The sequence below is a fragment of the Vibrio palustris genome (assembly GCF_024346995.1).
Classification (GTDB): Bacteria; Pseudomonadota; Gammaproteobacteria; order Enterobacterales; family Vibrionaceae; genus Vibrio; species Vibrio palustris.
On sequence record NZ_AP024887.1, the window covers coordinates 430,998 to 450,088 of the forward strand.

The following is a 19,091-nucleotide window of genomic DNA, read 5'->3' on the forward strand; positions in this document are numbered from 1 at the left end:
TCGAGATGAGCTATAAGAAAAGAAGGGAAGTCATGTCTCAATCATTTGCGACGTATTATAAGCAAGTTAAACAGCGCCAAACACGTGAGGGGCTACTTTGGTCTATCGGCATTCTTGTTGTGTATCTTTATTCAGGACAAGTATCTGAATTTAGTTGGTCTGTGATGTGGCAAGGCTTCCCACATTTTCTCGATTATATTGATGAAATCATGCCGGTGTTGCATTGGTCGCAACTCTTTGCCGATGGGCATACTAAAGGCTCACTCGCATATTGGGGATACCGGCTACATATTCAAATCCCATTGCTGGGACAAACGATCGCGGTGGCGATTGCCGCGACACTGTTTTCGAGCTTATTGGCCGCGATAGCATCATTTCCATCGGCGAATAATACGCAAACCATAGGGTTGATTCGCTATGTACTAAGAGGGGTGGCTGCTTTTTGTCGTACGATGCCTGAATTAGCTTGGGCGGTAATGTTTGTTATGGCATTTGGTATTGGCCCAATACCGGGTTTCTTTGCGCTGTCATTACACAGCTTTGGAACTCAAACCAAACTATTTTATGAAAGTGTTGAAGTCGCATCCGATAAGCCAGTGCGCGGGTTGCGTGCCGTAGGCGCAACGAAATTAGAACGTATGCGTTATGGCATATGGCCGCAAGTTGCTCCGACTTTTTTATCTTATACCTTTCTGCGCTTAGAGATTAATTTTAGACAATCGACCATTTTAGGATTGGTGGGTGCTGGGGGCATTGGGCAAGAATTAATGACATCGATTAAGTTGGATCATTTTGACCAAGTGAGCATGGTATTACTGCAAATCATCTTGGTGGTGTCTGTCTTAGATTACCTATCAGCGCAGTTAAGACGCTATTTCTTAGAAGGGAAAATCAATGCTTAGTTCAACGGCTACGGCCTCTTCCATTACATCGATGGGAGTTCCCGCCGCACAATCAACATTTCAAAAAGAACGTCGTGAAATCTATGCGGCAAGACGTAAACACGCAATATCTTTAGTGGTTATGACCGTGGCGTTTTTGGCTTACTATCTACTGTTCTTTTATTATAACGGTTTAAGTGCTCATACTTTTTTTGCGGGAGTTGAACAGCTAGGTAAATATTTTTTACGTATGTTTCAGTGGCGTAATGTGAGTGAGTGGCCATTTGGTTATTACTTTACGCAAATTGCCATCACGTTAGGTATTGTGTTTGCGGGCACATTTACCGCGACACTGATTGCATTACCGTTATCTTTTCTAGCATCGCGCAAGGTCATGACAACCTTACCTTTAAAAGGTATCGCGATACTTGTTAGACGGCTGTTTGATATCGCACGTGGTGTCGATATGGCAATTTGGGGATTGATCTTTATCCGTGCGGTAGGCATGGGACCTCTTGCAGGGGTGCTGGCGATTACGATGCAAGATGCAGGGTTACTCGGGAAACTATATTCAGAGAGCCACGATGCGGTTGATCGTGCGCCTAGTCGTGGTTTGAGTGCACTCGGTGCTAAAAGTTTACAGAAACATCGGTTTGGCATTTTCACTCAATCATTTCCGCAGTTTTTAGCCTTAACCTTATACCAAATTGAATCAAATACTCGCTCAGCGGCGGTACTAGGGTTTGTTGGAGCGGGAGGCATTGGTTTGGTTTATGCAGAAAATATGCGTTTATGGAACTGGGATGTCGTGATGTTTATCACCCTAATTTTGGTTGCTTTGGTGATTATTATGGACAAAATTTCTGAAATGTTACGTCGTAAATACATCATCGGTGAAGAAGTGCCGTTGTTTGGCCAAGAGACTCATCACTAACATCGCGCGGTGTGCCAAATCATAATTTATGGCATCCAATCCTATATCTTGGTTTCATTACATGCGTCTCGTTATCGAGGCGCATTGTTATTCTCGATTGATTATTTCCCCTCTTAGCCACTTTTTATTGTAGAAAGCCTTCCCTCGTTACGGGATCCAACCCAAAAATTTAATGGTTAAACACTCGATTACTGTGAGTTTTCTCGCTATTCATCATCTTGGTGATTGTGTATAAAACCGCAAATTTATATCTTTGAAACCGGTACCAAAACAATAATTAGAAACATTTATAGGTTTCTATCCAATAACAAAACAAGAATGAAAGGGTTGGAATATGGCGGCGATCCGAGATTACACACAACTAGCAAAAGATATTCTGTCCGAAGTCGGTGGGCAAGAGAATGTCAGTCAATTTTCACGTTGTGCGACACGTTTACGGCTGATTTTAAACGAAGTACCAGAAGGTGCGGCAGATAACATCAAACAAATGCCTGGGGTTATTACTGTCGTGCTAAGTGGCGGTCAATTTCAGGTGGTCATTGGCACGCATGTTTCTGACGTGTATGAGGCAATGTCGCAACTGCTTGATAGCAGCTTATTGAGTGATAAACAGCATAAAATGAGCGTCATTGACTCGGTGATTGCCGCAATGTCAGCTATTTTTGCGCCGATTATTTTTATCCTCGCTGCCGCAGGTATTTTGCAAGGTTCCCTTATTTTCGCACGCTTTCTCGCGCCGAGTATTGAAGCAACGGGAACGTTTGAAGTACTGAACTTTATGTCGTGGACACCATTTGCCTTTTTGCCTGTGTTCATCGCGATTACCTCAGCGAAACATTTTAACTGTAACCCGTTTATTGCTGTGTTATGTGCCTGCGCCCTCATTAACCCATCATGGGCAGAGATGGCCAGCCGTATTGCTGGTGGTGAAGTCATCACGTTTCTATCGTTGCCACTGGCGAAAACCGTTTACACCTCATCGGTACTGCCGCCGATCTTTATGGTGTGGGCCCTTAGCTACGTAGAGCGTTTTGTAAAACGTGTTATTCCGGGCGTGGTGAGTGAACTATTCACGCCATTAATTTGTATGTTAATCATGGTGCCAACCACCTTGGTGGTGATCGGCCCTGTCATGAGTTTTGTGGCGAGTTCCATTGCGGGAGGCTACAACTCTTTATTTGATGCCGCCCCTGTATTGGCAGCCGCTTTAATCGGCGGTATCTGGCAAATCATTGTTATTTTTGGTGTGCACTGGGGGATTACTCCTGTGGTGTTTGCTAACTACGAAAACTTTGGCTACGACACCTTTCAAGCCTTCCAAGCGATTGCGGTCGTCGCTCAAATGGCCGCAGCTCTTGCGGTGGCGTTTAAATCGCGTAACAAACTAATGAAAGCCACAGGCTTTTCCGCCGGATTAACGGCCGTTTTCGGTATTACAGAGCCAGCTTTGTACGGGGTGACATTAAGACTGAAAAAGCCCTTTGTGTGTGGTTGTATTGGCGGCGCATTGGGCTCGGTTGTCGCGAGCTTATTTGGCACGTATTACTATGCCTACGCAGGGTTACCCGGTTTATTGACCGTAGTAAATGCAATTAGCCCAAGTAATCCGGCCTCTTTCATGGGGGAGTTAGCCGGTGTTGGCGTTGCGATTGTCGCCACATTTGCATTGGTTTTTATCGTTGGGTTTGAAGATCCGATTGATGAAGAGTTAGAGGCAGGGAAGGTTTCCGATGATCTTAAAGCATCGGATACACCGGCTCCAATTGTGACGGCGTCTGAGACCAGACAGCTTGCCACCCTAGTGAGCCCGCTAAAAGGACACATTGTGCCTTTATCAACGGTTAAAGATGAAAGCTTTGCACAAAAATTATTAGGGGATGGTGTGGCGATTATTCCATCAGAGGGTGTGGTTCGCGCCCCGTGTGATGCCGTAATTTCTTCAGTTATCGACACTAAGCACGCCGTAGGTATGACAATGGCCAATGGCGCAGAAGTGTTAATTCATGTTGGGTTAGATACCGTGCAACTCAAAGGAGAGCATTTTGATTGCCTAGTGACGCTAGAGCAGTCAGTGAAAGTGGGAGATCCTTTAATCCACTTTGATCTCGAAAAAATTACCGCCGCGGGTTATGACGTAACCACGCCATGTATTGTCATGAACAGTGATGAGTTTGAATTTAACCTGATTGACCCAAATCAGGAACATCAAGACATTGAAGTAGGACAGCCAGTCATTCAAATGGCTTAAGGATAAAAGAAAATGAGTAGTGTATTACCAGATGATTTTTTGTGGGGGGGCGCAGTTGCGGCTCATCAAGTGGAAGGCGGCTGGGATCGTGATGGTAAAGGCCCGAGTATTGTGGATGTATTGTCTGGCGGGGATGTGAATACGCAACGCAAAATTACTGATGGTGTTATTGCTGGCGAACATTACCCCAATCATGAGGCGACGGCATTTTATGATCATTATAAAGGTGACATTGCTTTGTTGGCGGAAATGGGCTTTAAGTGTTTTCGTACCTCGATTTATTGGCCACGTATTTTTCCGCAGGGTGATGAGCAAGAGCCAAATGAAGCGGGGCTTCAGTACTACGATGATCTTTTTGATGAAATGCTGAAATATGGAATTGAACCTGTGATCACATTATCCCACTTTGAAATGCCATTGCATTTATCCAAAGAGTACGGTGGCTTTAAAGATCGCCGCGTCGTGGATTTCTTTGTGCATTATGCAGAAACGGTGATGCGCCGTTATAAAAGCAAAGTGAAATACTGGATGACGTTTAACGAAATCAATAACCAGCGTGATTTGAATTTGCCACTGTGGGGCTACTCAAACTCCGGTGTGGATTATACCGTAGAAGACAACCCAGAAGAGTGTATGTATCAAGTAGTACATCACGAATTTGTTGCCAGTGCGAAAGTGGTTAAGTTAGGTCGTGAAATCAACCCTGATTTTCAAATAGGCTGTATGGTTGCATGGGTGCCAATTTATCCTTATTCATGTGCGCCTGCAGATGTGATGTTGGCACAAGAAGCAATGCGTAACCGCTTCTTCTTTAGTGACGTCCATATGCGCGGTGAATATCCGGCTTATACGCTAAAAGAATGGGAACGCAAAGGCTACCATATCCAAATGGAACCGGGCGATCTGGACATCCTCAAAGAGGGCGTATGTGACTATATTGGCTTTAGCTATTACATGTCTGTCGCGGTCAAAGCCGATGCGCAAGAAAGTACCCAAGGCTCTATGAGTGGCTTTACCGGGAGCGTGAAAAACCCACATGTACAAGCCTCGGAGTGGGGCTGGCAGATTGATCCCATCGGACTCCGTTATTCTTTATGTGAGTTACATGAGCGTTATAACAAACCCCTTTTCATTGTCGAAAATGGATTTGGCGCGGTGGATAACGTTGCTGATAACGGTGAAATTAATGATGATTACCGTATAGATTACCTCAAAGCTCATATTGAACAGATGAAAGTTGCAGTGGCGCATGACGGCGTTGACCTAATGGGATATACCCCGTGGGGATGTATTGATTGTGTCTCTTATGGAACGGGTGAATACCGCAAACGTTATGGGTTCATTTATGTGGACCGTCATGATGATGGGACGGGAACCATGGAACGTAGCCGTAAGAAAAGCTTTTTCTGGTACAAAGAGGTCATTAGCACTAACGGTATGACAGTGTAATTAGACTTAATAACCCAGTAACTCGAAGAATAAAAAGCCTGATGGAGTTTTCCCTCAGGCTTTTTATTGTCAGTTTGCCAGTGCTTTAAATATTCCCCACGCCACCATCAATTAATAGCTCGGCACCGAGCATATAAGCGGATTCATCAGAGGCCATAAAGACTGCCGCTTTGGCAATTTCGACAGGCTGGCCTAAACGTTTTAAAGGCACTAATTCACCGACTTGCTGAATGAGCGCGGCCTTTTCTGCTTCAGGTAATCCAAATTTATCGAACGCATCGGTGGATGTGGGGCCTGGGCTTAACGCATTGACGCGAATACCACGATCTTTTAGCTCACCAGAAAGCGTACGAGCAAGCGAGATCAGGGCCGATTTACTGGCGGCATAAAGACTGCTTTGCGCTAACCCAATTTGCGCAGACACACTGCCACACAGAATGATCGACGCCGACTCGGATAGGAGTGGCAATAACGCTTGAATTAAGAAAAAAGGGCCTTTCAAATTGGTTGCGATGATGTGATCGAAATCTGTTTCGCTCCATGATTCCATTGGCTTGTGAGTGACATCTCCAGCATTAATGTACACCACATCTAACTTGGGAATGAGGTCGGTGAGTTGCGCCGCCAGCTCGCGTTGTTGCTGATAATCAGCGGCGTTATTTTGTATGACGATGGCAGAGTCGTTAAGTGTATTGCGTGCATGGTCTAGGCCTGCGGGATTTCGCCCAGTGACGATGACGTGAGCGCCTTCCTGTTGGAACTGTTTGGCCGTTTCCAAACCAATACCTGCGGTTCCACCGGTAATTAAGGCGTATTTATTCAATAATCGTTGGCTCATGATTTCTCCTACTTGTTATTTGCTCGACTAATAGCCATTATTGACTCATTCAGTATCAATAAGAAAGTAGGTACCAAATGGATACTAAGGAAAAAACAACAAATAATCGTCCATCTTCTGCCATTTCTTGTCCCATGGTCGATTTTGTCAATATTGTATCTGGGAAGTGGGCGATTCCGATTTTGTATCGTTTGATTGTGACGGATGAGACGATCCGTTTTGGCGCTTTGCAGCGTGCGATTGGGTCAATTACCCAAAAAGAGCTCACCAAGCAATTACGCTCGTTTGAAACACAAGGGTTAGTCAGTCGTACGGTATATCCTGAAATGCCGCCACGTGTGGAGTATCAAATTACCTCATTGGGCAAAACGCTAAAGCCAACATTGGACTCTCTTGCTCAATGGATGACGGTTCATAAACAAGAATTAATCGAGCATACATCTCAAGGTGAATAAAATCCGCATGACCTAGTTATTTCTATCAAGTCAGCGAACGTATATACTTTGTGATTATGGCTTCTTTATCTAAACGTCAAATGGCAATAGATAGTCTCAGGAATTCAATATGTTAATGAAAAAGTTGGACGCGCCCAATGATATGCAAATAGGGACGAGGTTTGCGACCAAAAAACATGGCTACGCGGTTGTAGTTGAATATTATAATACCTACACCGTCATTATTGCGTTTGAAAATACAGGCAATATACGCTCCACGACCGCCGCAAAATTACGTTGTGGTCAGGTTTTAGATCGTTCTGTGCCATCACAATCAACGCTGGTTGGGAAAATATTCATATCAGAAAAGTACGGCCCTCTCACAGTGGTACAGGTAGACTCTGACAATATCGTTGTCTTACATAATAGCGCTGGCGAGGAAATTCGTATGATTCGAGCCTCCGTCGAAAAACTGCGTGAAACGAGCACGCCGGATACGGATCCCCAAGAGGCCCTGCAAGCCCCGACATCATTAAGTGCATTGACGAAGCGCAGTAAAAAAACGAAAGATGTAAACAGTCTACTTAAAAAAATGCTGGCTGATTACGGAAAATAATCTTGTTTCTCACGGTATATCTCACGAATATTATTCGTTACTCAACGACTAGATCCTCATCACATATTTAACTCTTCTGTTATTTCTCTTTTTTTTGTATGGTTTTTTTAGTCTATTTGCATGATATAGGTCACAAGAGCAATTTGACCTTGAGACAGAGATCTCGTTAAAAAGGTATGCGTTTAGGTATTGTTTTTTCGTCCAGTAACACAATAAAAATATACCTAAATAACCCTACAGAGAAATAATATTATGAAAAAAATACTAGTAGTATGCGGTAACGGTCTTGGCACGTCACTCATGATGGAAATGGCGGTTAAAGAAGTAATTAATAAAATAGGCTTAGAAGCTGAAGTTGATCATGAAGATCTATCTTCTGCTTCTTCAAGTAAAGCGGATATTTGGGTAGCAGCAAAGGATGTTGCGAATCAATTATCTGAACAAGGCAAAGATAACATTGTTAGCCTAAATAATATCTTTGATAAAGATGCCATTGAAGAACAATTAAAAAACTTCATATAAGGATATAACGTTATGGCACAGTTCTTTGAATTTATGCTGGGCTTATTAAAAGAGCCAGCAATTATGGTTGGTATTATTGCATTTATTGGTCTTATTGCTCAAAAAGCTGATGTTTCTACAGTTTTAAAAGGCACGATTAAAACCGTAATGGGGTTTCTCATATTAGGGTTTGGTGCTGGCGCTTTGATCGGTGCATTAAATAATTTTTCAACCGTATTTATTGAAGCATTCGGAGTCCATGGAGTTATTCCGAATAACGAAGCGATTGTCGCATTAGCTCAAGAAGCGTTTGGTTATGAAATGGCTCTTATTATGTTTTTTGCTTTCATAGTCAATATTTTATTAGCACGCTTTACTCCACTAAAATATATCTTCTTAACGGGTCACCACACCATGTTTATGTCGATGCTGGTGGCGGTTATCCTTTCTACCGCAAAGATTGAAGGCACATTAATGGTGGCTATTGGTTCCATAACGGTAGGCTCGTTGATGGTTATCATGCCAGCCCTCGCGCAAAAATACACTGAAAAGGTGATGGGAACGGATCAACTAGCGATGGGTCACTTCTCGACTTTTTCCTATCTTATTGCTGGTTTTGTGGGATCGAAGTTTGGTGATACTTCTAAATCGACAGAAGATCTCAACGTACCGAAAAGCCTGATGTTTCTACGTGATACCCCGGTTGCAGTTGCGGTTACGATGGCATTATTTTTCATGGTGGCGTCTATTTTTGCTGGTGGTGAGTTCGTTGAAACCGTTTCAGATGGTCAAAACTGGGTTGTTTTTACATTCATGCAATCACTTGTCTTTGCGGGCGGTGTGTATATTGTACTGCAAGGTGTAAAGATGTTGATCGCAGAAATAGTCCCCGCTTTTAAAGGCATCTCAGATAAACTTGTTCCTGGTGCCAAGCCAGCTTTAGATTGTCCAATGGTTTTTCCGGTGGCTCCTAACGCCGTATTGATTGGCTTTTTATCGTCATTTGCTGCCGGCCTTATAGCCATGGCAGTACAAGGTGCGATGGATTGGACCATCATTGTCGCAGGTGTTGTGCCGCATTTCTTTGTTGGTGGTGCATCCGGTGTGTATGGTAATGCGATGGGCGGCCGACGTGGCGCGGTACTTGGCGCGTTTACTCAAGGTTTGTGTATTTCATTTTTACCCATGATGTTGCTGCCGGTATTAGGTGGTTTAGGCCTTAAAGCGACGACATTTGCCGACTTTGACTTTGGTGTTGTTGGTCTTATTCTAGGGTGGATCGTTTCATGAGTTTGTGTGATTTAATCAACGAGAGCAATATCGTTATTTCAACCGCTGAAAACCTTAGTGTTGATGCCGCATTGGACATAACGTGTTCTACATTAATTGAGCAAGGAAAAGTAGAAACACGTTATTTAGAAGCCATTAAAGCGAAACATAAAGAAATTGGTGCTTTCTATGTATTAGCACCTCGAATCGCCATGCCACACGCACGCCCTGAAGAAGGGGTGAATGAGGCTAGCTTACAAGTTACGGTATTTAAGCATGGTGTTGATTTGGAATCTGAAGATAATGGGGATGTGTTTTTTTCCGTCACTTTAGCGGCAAAGGATGCCGATAACCATATTCAAACGATTGTTGCCTTATCTGAGTTATTCCAAAATGAACAAGATATTGAGGCCATTATAGCCTCAGAGAGCAAAAGAGAAATCCAAGCAATTTTAAATAAATACTAACTAAGCATGAGTTAAGAGGAGGCTATCATGATTTGGAGCCTCCTCATCTCATAATAACATCCATTGAATCAGAACGATTTCATTGGGAAACTCTACAACCGTTGTCAACTTTCGTTAACCACGCCATGTACATGTCACGACCTCTTCTTTGCCATCTTGATTCTCTATATAGTTGAGTGACTTTTTACCATAAAGAGCGTCTACTTATCTCAGATCTTACCAACACTGCATTGCGATTACCTTTAGAAAAATACAGAGCTATTTTCACATCTACCTATTTTCGTTGATTTGGAATTGAATGTTTGCATTGTTGCATATGGCTTCTAAAGTTACCGATATCAGGTAGACAATCTATTTCTACTGACTTTTCTATCATGAAAGGTGTTTTTTCCTTACCACATGATTATATTTTTTTGAGTACATGAGGTGCCTATGTTTCGCTCCCGGGGTCGTGCGTCTAAAATTTTTCGCTTTGCTATTTTATCTTCTTTCGCTTTAATTACTTCGAGCTGTGCGAGTAGTAATGGCCCTTTGACTGTTGCAAATGGCGATAAAATGGCACCAACAATTGATTATGAATTTGTTGGTATTCCTTTCTTGTATCATGGTTTTGGCTCGAGTGTACCAATTACCCGAGACCTCAGTTTAACGGCCGCTCACGTTGCCAGAGTAAATTGGGATGATGTGATTGCTTATCATCCACGTTGTGATATTGCGATCATCCGAGCTGATAACCGTTTAGCGAGAAAGCTGCCGGATTTAGGATTGATTCATACCAATGAAGATATGACGACCTACGGGCGAGATGGCACAGGTAATTTATTAAAGGGCGAAGGTAAATACCGTTTAGATATTAACTTTTCTAACCATAGCTTCTTTGATCATTGCCAAGCAAGTGTTACGGATGCGCCAATTCGAGAAGGAATGAGTGGTGGTGGGGCATTTAATAGCCATGGTGAGTTAGTCGGAATTATTTCTGCGATGGCAAGTTCTAATACTCGTTTAGCGAATGGAGAAAAACTGCCTTTTGAACGGTTAAGTTTATTTGTTTCATTAAATCAAGTGCGCGATTGGTTAGATCTAGAAATTGCTAAACACTATATTTTAGAAGGAAAAGAAGGGGCCCCACTTAAATGGAGAATACCGATGACCAACCGATTGGCTAGTGCTAATAAATAATTGAAATAAATAAATTATGTAACCGCTCAAAATATTGAGCGGTTTTTTTGTAATATAAAAATCAAGCATTTGTTATATAAAAACAGTGATAGACTTCGTTAATATATAAGCATTTTCTTATGGATTAATAATCTTGTTATTTTTAGTTAGGTTATTGATTAAAAATAACTAATAGATACTTATCGTTTCAATCTAATCATTTAAATTATGGACTAATGTCATATTATTTTATAAATAATATATAGCGCTCTATTTCTTGGCTATTATTGTGTTGATTAACAACCTACAGGTAAGTGGAGTCGCTATGAAATTTTTAATAAAAGTTAACTTTATATTAAGCATATTCGCAGTATTTATATCCCCTCAAATCTTTGCAGCGACGGTCGCCTGTTCGGATTGTTCTAATGGGTTTCAACGGGGCACGCTTCCTCGGGTTGATCAATTAGAGTCAAGCCGTGGACCTTACTCAGTGAAGACAAGCAATGTGTCTGTTTTCGCAAGAGGATTTGGTGGCGGTACTATTCACTATTCGACTGATTCTGGTGGTCAACAGGGGATTATTGCGGTTATTCCTGGTTATGTTTCTTATGAGAGTAGCATTAAGTGGTGGGGGCCTCGCTTGGCTTCGTGGGGATTTACTGTCATCACAATAAATACCAATACTATCTATGATCAGCCCAATAGTCGCGCTAATCAATTAAGTGCCGCCATTGACTATGTGATTGATAAAGGCAATGACCGTTCTTCTCCCATTTATGGCCTAGTCGATCCTGAACGCGTGGGTGTGATTGGTTGGTCGATGGGCGGCGGTGGTACCCTTAAGCTTGCCACCGACAGAGACATCGATGCAATAATACCACAAGCTCCTTGGTATTCTGGACTTAATAGCTTTTCTAGAATCACAACTCCGACTATGGTTATTGCGTGTCAAGCCGATGCTGTGGCACCTGTAGCGCTGCATGCTTCGATATTTTATAACCAAATTCCTAGATCCACGCCTAAGGCATTTTTTGAGATTGCGGCAGGTAGCCACTTTTGTGGTAACTCAGGATATCCGAACGAAGATATCTTAGGCCGCAATGGTGTTGCGTGGATGAAACGATTTATTGATAACGATACTCGCTATAACCAATTTTTATGCGGGCAAAATTTTGATCGTAGCCTGAGAGTCAGTGATTATAAAGATACGTGTAATACCTATTAATGACCTGATAGTGCGCATCACGAATACATCATCAATCCCCAGAGTGAGTCACTCTGGGGATTTGCTATCTGCCTACCGGTAGACGAGAGAAGATGGAATCATCCAGTTAGCTCGCTTTACTAGTTCATCGATGGTGTGAAGAAAGACTGGAACCAGATGTTGTCGCTTCGTAATTGGAATTGGATCTTTGAACGTTGGGATATTATGGGTGCCCTGTTAGTGGTTTTATTGACGCCAGATTGTAAGAATTGTGAGTGTTTGTTTGCCTGTAATGGCGGCTGCCCAAAACATCGATTTAATACATCACCCTCCGGGTTTCCTCAACACAATTATTTTTGCCAAGGGTATAAGCATTATTTTCGTCATGTTGCGGACACGATGGGACAAATTAGAGAGTTGATTTTTAACCGCCATCCGATAAACGATATCATGATTGTAAAAAAAATTCAGGATTCCCCAATAGGGCGTATGCCAGAAAAAGTCGAGCGCGTAATAGCCCTTGCCCATGTGGTAGCGGAAAAATATAAAAAGTGTTGTATGCATTGATTGAATTGTTTTGGATTACATTATTCTCGGATCAGTCGAATAGTGGCAAAAAGCAAGATTGATCCCATACTCACTTATTCATAAACTTTTTACAATGGAGTATCCATATCGGATAATGTTACTCAGTATGTTTTTGAGGAGAATTAAGCGATGATCAAACTATATAAATACATGAGTGAAAAGGCAGCTTTATCTTTTATTAAGCAACCACTACTCCGAATATCACCTAGTCATCAACTCAATGATCCATTTGAATTTCTACCTTCGGCGTCTAGCCAGATGTCTCTAAAGAAACGGTTTAAACATAACATTAAAGAGTTTATGGACTTACATGGAGTTCTTTGTTTATCTGAGATACCAGATAATCTTTTAATGTGGAGCCATTACGCAGACAACCATAAAGGTGCTGTAGTTGAGTTCTTTGTTGACGAAAATGATCCGTTTAACTTGTTTTACATTAATTACGTGGCGAAATCGTCTGATGCGAAGTTCGACAAGGTAAGCTACAAGAAAGATCGAGCCTATTTGGGTTGTTCATTAACCGACGACCTCCAAAAAATACGAGAACATTATACTTTCACTAAATCAGAGGATTGGGACTATGAAAAAGAACATCGATTTATCTTTCCTTTTACTTCAATAAGTCATGAATTAAATACAGGAGAAGAGATGGCTCGTTTTGATAGTGGATTGGTTAACGACAGATTGACTCGAAAGTGGCTTAATGCTGATAGATCATTCTTTGTTCAAATCGACCCATCAAAAATAGGTCGTATTATACTTGGTTTGAACGCTAACATGGACAAATACCTAGATGAAATGAAGAAAAGGCAACCTAGTGACTTTCACCGTGAGTTTTGGAACTTTGATGGAAATTTGATGAATGTAGAGAGTGCAGAGTTACATCCAGACAGATTTGAATTGATATTCAATAGATTAGAGAAAAACCTATACGGTTGCACCAACATTGCCTCCTTCTCCAAAACCTTATCAAGCCAACTAAAACCCTAGCTCGGTGGGTCCGTCACACTAGACTGGCCCTATAATCTCGCTCTAAGGATTATCCTGCCTAACTTCTTGCCTGATGTAGTTTCTGTAATTATTGTAAGGGCGTCTTTGGTCCGGTCTTCAGCTGTGATTTTCGCTAGATAATACCTAGCTGGACACGAATCCTAATGTAAGTTTCTTATTTAGGTTTTCCGTCTAGTTTGCCGTCGTCGGGAGCTCCATACTATTCGACTAACTCAACTCGACACCTTGACTCATACCAGAGCCATGTTGTAATTCAGTGTGCTGTCTGTTTTCCAGTTTAAGTATGGAATACCAGTCTGGTGATTAGCTGCTGACTCTGATCTAAATCGTTTACTAGATAACAGACCGATTACCGCTGAGATTAATCGCTCATCCTTGAATGCTGTTTTCCTGACTGACTAGTTCTAAGAGCTTTAGGATCATAGGTGTCCTTCCCATCATGGAACTCGCTTTCCATCCCATATCTATATGAATAATTTCAGCTAATGGACAGGATGTTGGTTATATTTTTATTGGTTCCAGCGCGAAGTTTTTCTGGGGATCAGTTCTGGTGTTAAGTGGTATGTATCTGCTCTGATTCGTGCTGTACAGACGAGAGAAGGTTCTGATGTTGGATATCTGTCTGGACTAGGAACGGTGTCTCTGTGGTGACTACGTGGCGTGTTTCGGCTGACCGAATATAGACTGGACCAGAAAAAACAAAGGCCCGTAGATTTTTCTACGGGCCTTCTAGAATTTGGTGGCCCCTCGCAGATTTGAACTGCGGACCAATCGATTATGAGTCGACTGCTCTAACCACTGAGCTAAGGGGCCAAACTGGTGAATGATTATAGGTGAAGCGAGGGGGCGTGTCTAGATGCAGGGTAGGGTATTTGCGCTTAGTTTTTATTCACTTAGAACCCCAGATAGCAAAAAGGTGAGCTTTCGCTCACCTTTTTTACGTATTGCTTAAAAACACAACAGTGTTTATTCGTCGAGGAAGCTTCTCAGAGTTTCTGAGCGGCTTGGGTGACGAAGCTTACGTAGAGCTTTCGCTTCAATCTGACGGATACGCTCACGCGTTACGTCGAACTGTTTACCCACTTCTTCTAACGTGTGGTCTGTGTTCATGTCGATACCAAAACGCATACGCAATACTTTCGCTTCACGTGGCGTTAGGCCAGACAATACATCGCGCGTTGCGCCACGTAAGCTGGTTGATGTCGCAGAATCCAGTGGCAGTTCAAGCGTGGTATCTTCAATGAAATCGCCTAGGTGAGAATCTTCATCATCACCAATTGGAGTTTCCATTGAGATTGGCTCTTTCGCGATTTTCAGCACTTTACGGATTTTGTCTTCCGGCATTTGCATGCGTTCAGCCAATTCTTCCGGTAGTGGTTCACGGCCCATTTCTTGTAGCATTTGACGAGAGATACGATTCAACTTGTTGATCGTTTCAATCATGTGCACGGGAATACGGATGGTACGTGCTTGGTCTGCGATAGAACGAGTAATCGCCTGACGAATCCACCATGTTGCGTAGGTTGAGAATTTGTAACCACGACGGTATTCAAATTTATCAACTGCTTTCATTAGACCGATGTTACCTTCTTGGATAAGATCCAAGAATTGTAGGCCACGGTTGGTGTATTTCTTCGCGATAGAAATAACCAGACGTAAGTTGGCTTCAACCATCTCTTTCTTCGCACGGCGTGCTTTCGCTTCACCGATAGACATACGACGGCTGATATCTTTAATACGTGTTACGCTTAACGACGTTTCATTCTCGATCATGTCGAGTTTTTGAATCGCACGACGAATGTCATCTTCGCGTGAGCGAATTTTATCAACATACGGCTTGTTTGATGCAAGAACTTCGTCTAACCAAGCTTCGCTTGATTCGTTGCCGGTAAATAGGGCAATAAACGATTTCTTCGGCATTTTTGCGTATTCAACAACGTGTTTCATAATGAGACGTTCTTGAGTACGGACGCGTTCCATTGAGTTACGCAGTGTGTTCACTAGGTGATCAAACTGTTTAGGGGTCAGACGGAACTCGCGGAAAACTTCTTGAACCAAGTCAGTTGCTGAGCGGAAGGCTTTACTTTCGTCGCCGTGCTCATTCATCGCAAGTTGTAGGTTCTGATATTGGTTGCGTAGACTTGTGAACTTCTCTAGCGCTAACTCTGGATCGATACCTACGTCTTCTTCTTCCTCGTCGTCAGTATCGGTCTTGTTTTCGCTGTTCTCGTCTTCGTCTTCGTCATCAGAGTCTTTCTTGCTGGCACCTAAGTCGGTTTCAGCCAGTTCTGAACCGATGTGTGTCGCGGTAGGTCCTTGAGAACCATCATCGTCAGGGTCAACAAAGCCTGAGATCAAATCAGTTAAGCGTAGCTCTTCTGCTTGAACTTTATCAAACTGTTCGAGAATGTATGGAATAGTACCTGGGTACTCAGCAACGGCGCTTTGTACTTGGTTAATGCCATCTTCAATACGCTTCGCAATATCAATCTCACCTTCACGAGTCAACAGTTCAACTGTGCCCATTTCACGCATGTACATGCGAACAGGATCGGTAGTGCGACCGATTTCACTTTCTACACTTGAAAGTGCGGCGGCTGCAGCTTCTGCAGCGTCTTCATCGGTAATGTTATTGTCATCGTTTAGCGCCAGATCATCGGCATCGGGTGCGGTTTCTACAACCTTAATACCCATGTCGTTAATCATTTGAATAATATCTTCTACTTGCTCTGAATCTACGATTTCAGCAGGTAAGTGGTCATTGACTTCGGCGTAGGTCAGATAGCCTTGCTCTTTGCCTTTCAGGACAAGTAGTTTCAGCTGTGACTGCGGATTTTGATCCATAGACGGTATCCAACTTCGTATCTGGTGAAGGAATAAGTATGCGAAATGCAAACCACGTATTATAACAAATAGAACATATACTGGCTAGATATTAATCAGGGTTACGCTTTCAAGTCGCTCATTAGCGCTAGTAGCTCCCTCTTCTCCTCGGCTGATAAACCGACGCTTCTTTCTTTAGCTAGCAGTGTTTCTATTTGCTTTTCTACACACTGGCCCAATATTTTGTCCAGTGAGTCTATAAATAATTCTTCTAAATTATCGTCAACAACGGGAATATCCCAGCTTGCTAGACGAGACAGTAATGCTTCATTTTTATTGTTACGCCAACGCTCTAAAAGTTGACCAGTCTTGATATTGGGGCTTTGTATACAATTATCAAGGACCTCGACAAGTAAACTTAAACCAGGGATCGCCAAACCTTTTACGGGGGTGATATCTGGTACCAATTCAGCATAGTTCGGATTTTGCAGAAGCAAAGCAATCACCTCACGCATTGGCGTTCGTTTTATCTCTTTATGAGGTTGAGGTGCTTGAGTATTGTTCTGTTTTACAACTGGTTTTTTATAAAACCCAGTTTTTTGTTCCAAAATTCGTAATAACTGATCTTGTAGATATTCGTCTGGTACTTTCTGAATAAGCGGGAGCGCTAACGCTTCTAATGCCGCTTTTCCTTCATTGTTGCCCACATCGACTTGTGATAGTAAATTCGTAAACAGGTATTTAGACAATGGTTCGGCCTGTTGCACTTCTTGTTCAAATGCGTCTTTGCCGTATTGACGAATATAGCTGTCTGGATCTTCACCATCAGGTAAAAATAAAAATTTAAGTACATTACCGCTTTTTAAATAACCCAGTGCATTTTCTAGTGCACGCCAAGCGGCTTCACGTCCAGCACGGTCACCATCATAACAACACACAACGGTATTGGTTTGACGGAATAGCTGTTGTAAGTGATCGCCAGTTGTAGAGGTTCCCAATGAGGCGACGGAATAATCCACACCATATTGAGCAAGCGCTACTACATCCATATACCCTTCGACCACGAGGATCTGAGGTGGTTCACGGTATGCTTGTAATACTTCATACAAACCATAGAGCTCTTTTCCTTTGTGGAAAATAGGCGTTTCTGGTGAGTTGAGGTACTTTGGGTTACCATCCCCTGTGATGCGTCCACCAAATCCAATCACACGACCACGTCGGTCACGGATAGGGAACATGATGCGCCCACGGAAACGGTCGTAACGATTCCCTTTATCATTTTCAATGAGCATACCACCTTCGACCAACATATCTTGTGTCGAACGGTTTTGCCCAAAGTTCTTACGAATAAGATCCCATTCGTCAGCCACATAGCCGATCCCAAACTTTTGCACAATATCGCCGCTTAAGCCGCGATTTTTGAGGTAATCAATGGCAACTTTGTTCGCAGATGCGCGCAGTTGCTGCTGATAAAATTGAGCAATATTACCCATTAAATCATAAAGATTACGTTTGGTTTCTGGGTTGGCTTTCGGTGCTTGGTTGTGTGAGTGCGCATGATTAGAGCGCTCTTCACGTGGCACATCAACACCGGCGATTGACGCCAGCTCTTCTATGGCTTCTGGAAATTCTAATCGTTCGTATTCCATAAGGAAGTCGATCGAGTTACCGTGCACACCACAGCCGAAGCAATGATAGAACTGTTTTTCCTGACTGACACTAAAAGAGGGGGATTTTTCGTTATGAAATGGACAGCAAGCGGAGTAGTTCTTACCCTTTTTTTTAAGTTTCACTCGTGCATCGATAATATCGACTATATCAAGTCGAGTTAATAGATCGTCGATGAAGCTACGAGGGATATGTCCAGCCATAAAACTTAAAAAGAAGTTCCAATAGTGATAAAGAGATATACAAACAAGCCGTGCATTCCAATGGATAGCACGGCTTGATGTAATTTGGGGCTGGGTGTTATGCGAGTTTTGTTTTCACTAATCCGCTAACTTTCCCCATATCAGCGCGCCCTTGAAGTTGCGGCTTCAAAAGTGCCATTACTTTTCCCATGTCTTGCATGCCTGAGGCTGAACTTTCTGTAATCGCATTATCAATTAATGCGGATACTTCATCTTCAGTCAAAGCTTGAGGCATAAAGTCCTCAAGGATTGTAATTTCAGCTTTTTCCGCTGCAGCAAGTTCTTCACGACCTGCTGATTCATATTGAGCAAATGAATCGCGACGCTGTTTAACCATCTTAGTCAATACAGCAACGATATCATCGTCGGAAAGAGTAATCTTTTCGTCGACTTCACGCTGTTTAATGGCTGATAAGGCCAAACGAATTGTGCCAAGGCGTTGTTTATCCTTGGCCCTCATCGCTATTTTTTGCTCTTCTTTGAGTTGATCAATAAGAGCCATAACCAATTCCTATATTGAAATTAGTTATTAGTACAAGCGAACGCGACGTGCATTTTCACGAGCAAGCTTTTTAGCGTGACGCTTTTGAGCTGCTGCTTTAGCGCGTTTGCGAACTGTAGTTGGTTTTTCATAGTGCTCACGACGACGCACTTCAGAAAGGATACCTGCTTTTTCACAAGAGCGCTTAAAACGACGTAGAGCTACGTCGAACGGTTCGTTTTCACGTACTTTAACTACTGGCATATGCCTTTCACCTCG

At 42.7% G+C, this 19,091-nt stretch carries 18 protein-coding genes and 1 tRNA gene; 13 read left to right on the forward strand and 6 right to left on the reverse strand.

Annotation, left to right across the window (positions count from 1 at the left end; all coding sequences use genetic code 11):
* The first annotated feature begins 32 nt into the window (after positions 1–32).
* The 4 genes from phnE (OCU30_RS02095) to OCU30_RS02110 all read left to right on the forward strand — a co-directional run bounded on the left by phnE (OCU30_RS02095) (position 33) and on the right by OCU30_RS02110 (position 5,512).
* A complete protein-coding gene (gene phnE, locus OCU30_RS02095; RefSeq protein WP_077315377.1) occupies positions 33–902 on the forward strand; it encodes a phosphonate ABC transporter, permease protein PhnE in 870 nt (289 codons plus the stop codon).
* On the forward strand, positions 895–1,815 hold the full coding sequence (gene phnE, locus OCU30_RS02100; RefSeq protein ID WP_077315378.1) for a phosphonate ABC transporter, permease protein PhnE: 921 nt from the start codon (positions 895–897) through the stop codon (positions 1,813–1,815). The genes phnE (OCU30_RS02095) and phnE (OCU30_RS02100) overlap by 8 nt, the downstream gene beginning before the upstream one ends.
* Before the next feature lie 334 nt (positions 1,816–2,149).
* Positions 2,150–4,063, forward strand: coding sequence for a beta-glucoside-specific PTS transporter subunit IIABC (locus OCU30_RS02105; protein ID WP_077315379.1), 1,914 nt, complete (start codon positions 2,150–2,152; stop codon positions 4,061–4,063).
* 12 nt (positions 4,064–4,075) lie between these two features.
* Positions 4,076–5,512 carry a 6-phospho-beta-glucosidase gene (locus OCU30_RS02110; protein WP_077315380.1) on the forward strand — a complete coding sequence of 479 codons (1,437 nt, stop codon included), beginning with the start codon at positions 4,076–4,078 and terminating at the stop codon, positions 5,510–5,512.
* A gap of 85 nt (positions 5,513–5,597) precedes the next feature.
* On the opposite strand, the gene OCU30_RS02115 is transcribed toward OCU30_RS02110, so the two are convergent.
* Positions 5,598–6,350, reverse strand: a complete 753-nt coding sequence (locus tag OCU30_RS02115; protein WP_077315381.1) for an SDR family oxidoreductase — start codon at positions 6,348–6,350, stop codon at positions 5,598–5,600.
* A 77-nt stretch (positions 6,351–6,427) separates the two neighbouring features.
* On the opposite strand from OCU30_RS02115, the gene OCU30_RS02120 reads away from it, so the two are divergent.
* The 9 genes from OCU30_RS02120 (at position 6,428) to OCU30_RS02160 (ending at position 13,577) form a co-directional block, all read left to right on the forward strand.
* Positions 6,428–6,805, forward strand: a complete 378-nt coding sequence (locus OCU30_RS02120; RefSeq protein ID WP_077315382.1) for a winged helix-turn-helix transcriptional regulator — start codon at positions 6,428–6,430, stop codon at positions 6,803–6,805.
* 109 nt (positions 6,806–6,914) lie between these two features.
* Positions 6,915–7,400, forward strand: coding sequence for a hypothetical protein (locus OCU30_RS02125; RefSeq protein WP_077315383.1), 486 nt, complete (start codon positions 6,915–6,917; stop codon positions 7,398–7,400).
* A gap of 252 nt (positions 7,401–7,652) precedes the next feature.
* Complete coding sequence (locus tag OCU30_RS02130; RefSeq protein ID WP_077315384.1) at positions 7,653–7,922, forward strand: PTS sugar transporter subunit IIB; 270 nt, start codon at positions 7,653–7,655, stop codon at positions 7,920–7,922.
* Between the two features lie 12 nt (positions 7,923–7,934).
* The gene (locus OCU30_RS02135) at positions 7,935–9,191 is read left to right on the forward strand and encodes a PTS ascorbate transporter subunit IIC (RefSeq protein WP_077315385.1); all 1,257 of its coding nucleotides are present in this window, start codon (positions 7,935–7,937) and stop codon (positions 9,189–9,191) included.
* Positions 9,188–9,637 carry a PTS sugar transporter subunit IIA gene (locus OCU30_RS02140; protein WP_077315386.1) on the forward strand — a complete coding sequence of 150 codons (450 nt, stop codon included), beginning with the start codon at positions 9,188–9,190 and terminating at the stop codon, positions 9,635–9,637. The genes OCU30_RS02135 and OCU30_RS02140 overlap by 4 nt, the downstream gene beginning before the upstream one ends.
* 555 nt (positions 9,638–10,192) lie before the next feature.
* Entirely contained in the window at positions 10,193–10,816 is a 624-nt protein-coding gene (locus OCU30_RS02145) for a S1 family peptidase (RefSeq protein WP_261821303.1), read from the forward strand.
* A gap of 304 nt (positions 10,817–11,120) precedes the next feature.
* Positions 11,121–12,020, forward strand: a complete 900-nt coding sequence (locus OCU30_RS02150; RefSeq protein ID WP_077315388.1) for an alpha/beta hydrolase family protein — start codon at positions 11,121–11,123, stop codon at positions 12,018–12,020.
* Positions 12,021–12,155: 135 nt separating this feature from the next.
* Complete coding sequence (locus OCU30_RS17380; protein WP_139343498.1) at positions 12,156–12,566, forward strand: SPASM domain-containing protein; 411 nt, start codon at positions 12,156–12,158, stop codon at positions 12,564–12,566.
* Between the two features lie 150 nt (positions 12,567–12,716).
* A complete protein-coding gene (locus OCU30_RS02160; protein WP_077315390.1) occupies positions 12,717–13,577 on the forward strand; it encodes a DUF2971 domain-containing protein in 861 nt (286 codons plus the stop codon).
* Positions 13,578–14,335: 758 nt separating this feature from the next.
* Here the strand turns inward: OCU30_RS02160 and OCU30_RS02165 are convergent.
* The 5 genes from OCU30_RS02165 to rpsU all read right to left on the reverse strand — a co-directional run bounded on the left by OCU30_RS02165 (position 14,336) and on the right by rpsU (position 19,076).
* Positions 14,336–14,411: transfer RNA gene (locus tag OCU30_RS02165), tRNA-Ile, on the reverse strand.
* A gap of 153 nt (positions 14,412–14,564) precedes the next feature.
* Positions 14,565–16,442, reverse strand: coding sequence for an RNA polymerase sigma factor RpoD (gene rpoD, locus OCU30_RS02170; protein WP_077315391.1), 1,878 nt, complete (start codon positions 16,440–16,442; stop codon positions 14,565–14,567).
* Positions 16,443–16,543: 101 nt separating this feature from the next.
* Positions 16,544–18,292 (reverse strand): DNA primase, encoded by a 1,749-nt coding sequence (gene dnaG / locus OCU30_RS02175; RefSeq protein WP_077315392.1) that lies wholly within the window; start codon positions 18,290–18,292, stop codon positions 16,544–16,546.
* Between the two features lie 97 nt (positions 18,293–18,389).
* On the reverse strand, positions 18,390–18,833 hold the full coding sequence (locus OCU30_RS02180; RefSeq protein WP_077315393.1) for a GatB/YqeY domain-containing protein: 444 nt from the start codon (positions 18,831–18,833) through the stop codon (positions 18,390–18,392).
* Positions 18,834–18,860: 27 nt separating this feature from the next.
* Positions 18,861–19,076 carry a 30S ribosomal protein S21 gene (rpsU, locus tag OCU30_RS02185; protein ID WP_001145625.1) on the reverse strand — a complete coding sequence of 72 codons (216 nt, stop codon included), beginning with the start codon at positions 19,074–19,076 and terminating at the stop codon, positions 18,861–18,863.
* Positions 19,077–19,091: the final 15 nt, after the last annotated feature.

What these genes read in the sequence shown, in the direction of transcription:
- OCU30_RS02160 (WP_077315390.1), top strand. Translation starts at nt 12,717, where the DNA reads ATGATCAAACTATATAAATACATGAGTGAAAAGGCAGCTTTATCTTTT.
- OCU30_RS02115 (WP_077315381.1), bottom strand. Translation starts at nt 6,350, where the DNA reads ATGAGCCAACGATTATTGAATAAATACGCCTTAATTACCGGTGGAACC.
- OCU30_RS02105 (WP_077315379.1), top strand. Translation starts at nt 2,150, where the DNA reads ATGGCGGCGATCCGAGATTACACACAACTAGCAAAAGATATTCTGTCC.
- OCU30_RS02150 (WP_077315388.1), top strand. Translation starts at nt 11,121, where the DNA reads ATGAAATTTTTAATAAAAGTTAACTTTATATTAAGCATATTCGCAGTA.
- OCU30_RS02110 (WP_077315380.1), top strand. Translation starts at nt 4,076, where the DNA reads ATGAGTAGTGTATTACCAGATGATTTTTTGTGGGGGGGCGCAGTTGCG.
- OCU30_RS02145 (WP_261821303.1), top strand. Translation starts at nt 10,193, where the DNA reads ATGGCACCAACAATTGATTATGAATTTGTTGGTATTCCTTTCTTGTAT.
- OCU30_RS02125 (WP_077315383.1), top strand. Translation starts at nt 6,915, where the DNA reads ATGTTAATGAAAAAGTTGGACGCGCCCAATGATATGCAAATAGGGACG.
- OCU30_RS02130 (WP_077315384.1), top strand. Translation starts at nt 7,653, where the DNA reads ATGAAAAAAATACTAGTAGTATGCGGTAACGGTCTTGGCACGTCACTC.
- phnE (WP_077315377.1), top strand. Translation starts at nt 33, where the DNA reads ATGTCTCAATCATTTGCGACGTATTATAAGCAAGTTAAACAGCGCCAA.
- dnaG (WP_077315392.1), bottom strand. Translation starts at nt 18,292, where the DNA reads ATGGCTGGACATATCCCTCGTAGCTTCATCGACGATCTATTAACTCGA.
- phnE (WP_077315378.1), top strand. Translation starts at nt 895, where the DNA reads ATGCTTAGTTCAACGGCTACGGCCTCTTCCATTACATCGATGGGAGTT.
- OCU30_RS02135 (WP_077315385.1), top strand. Translation starts at nt 7,935, where the DNA reads ATGGCACAGTTCTTTGAATTTATGCTGGGCTTATTAAAAGAGCCAGCA.
- OCU30_RS02120 (WP_077315382.1), top strand. Translation starts at nt 6,428, where the DNA reads ATGGATACTAAGGAAAAAACAACAAATAATCGTCCATCTTCTGCCATT.
- OCU30_RS02140 (WP_077315386.1), top strand. Translation starts at nt 9,188, where the DNA reads ATGAGTTTGTGTGATTTAATCAACGAGAGCAATATCGTTATTTCAACC.
- OCU30_RS02180 (WP_077315393.1), bottom strand. Translation starts at nt 18,833, where the DNA reads ATGGCTCTTATTGATCAACTCAAAGAAGAGCAAAAAATAGCGATGAGG.
- rpsU (WP_001145625.1), bottom strand. Translation starts at nt 19,076, where the DNA reads ATGCCAGTAGTTAAAGTACGTGAAAACGAACCGTTCGACGTAGCTCTA.
- rpoD (WP_077315391.1), bottom strand. Translation starts at nt 16,442, where the DNA reads ATGGATCAAAATCCGCAGTCACAGCTGAAACTACTTGTCCTGAAAGGC.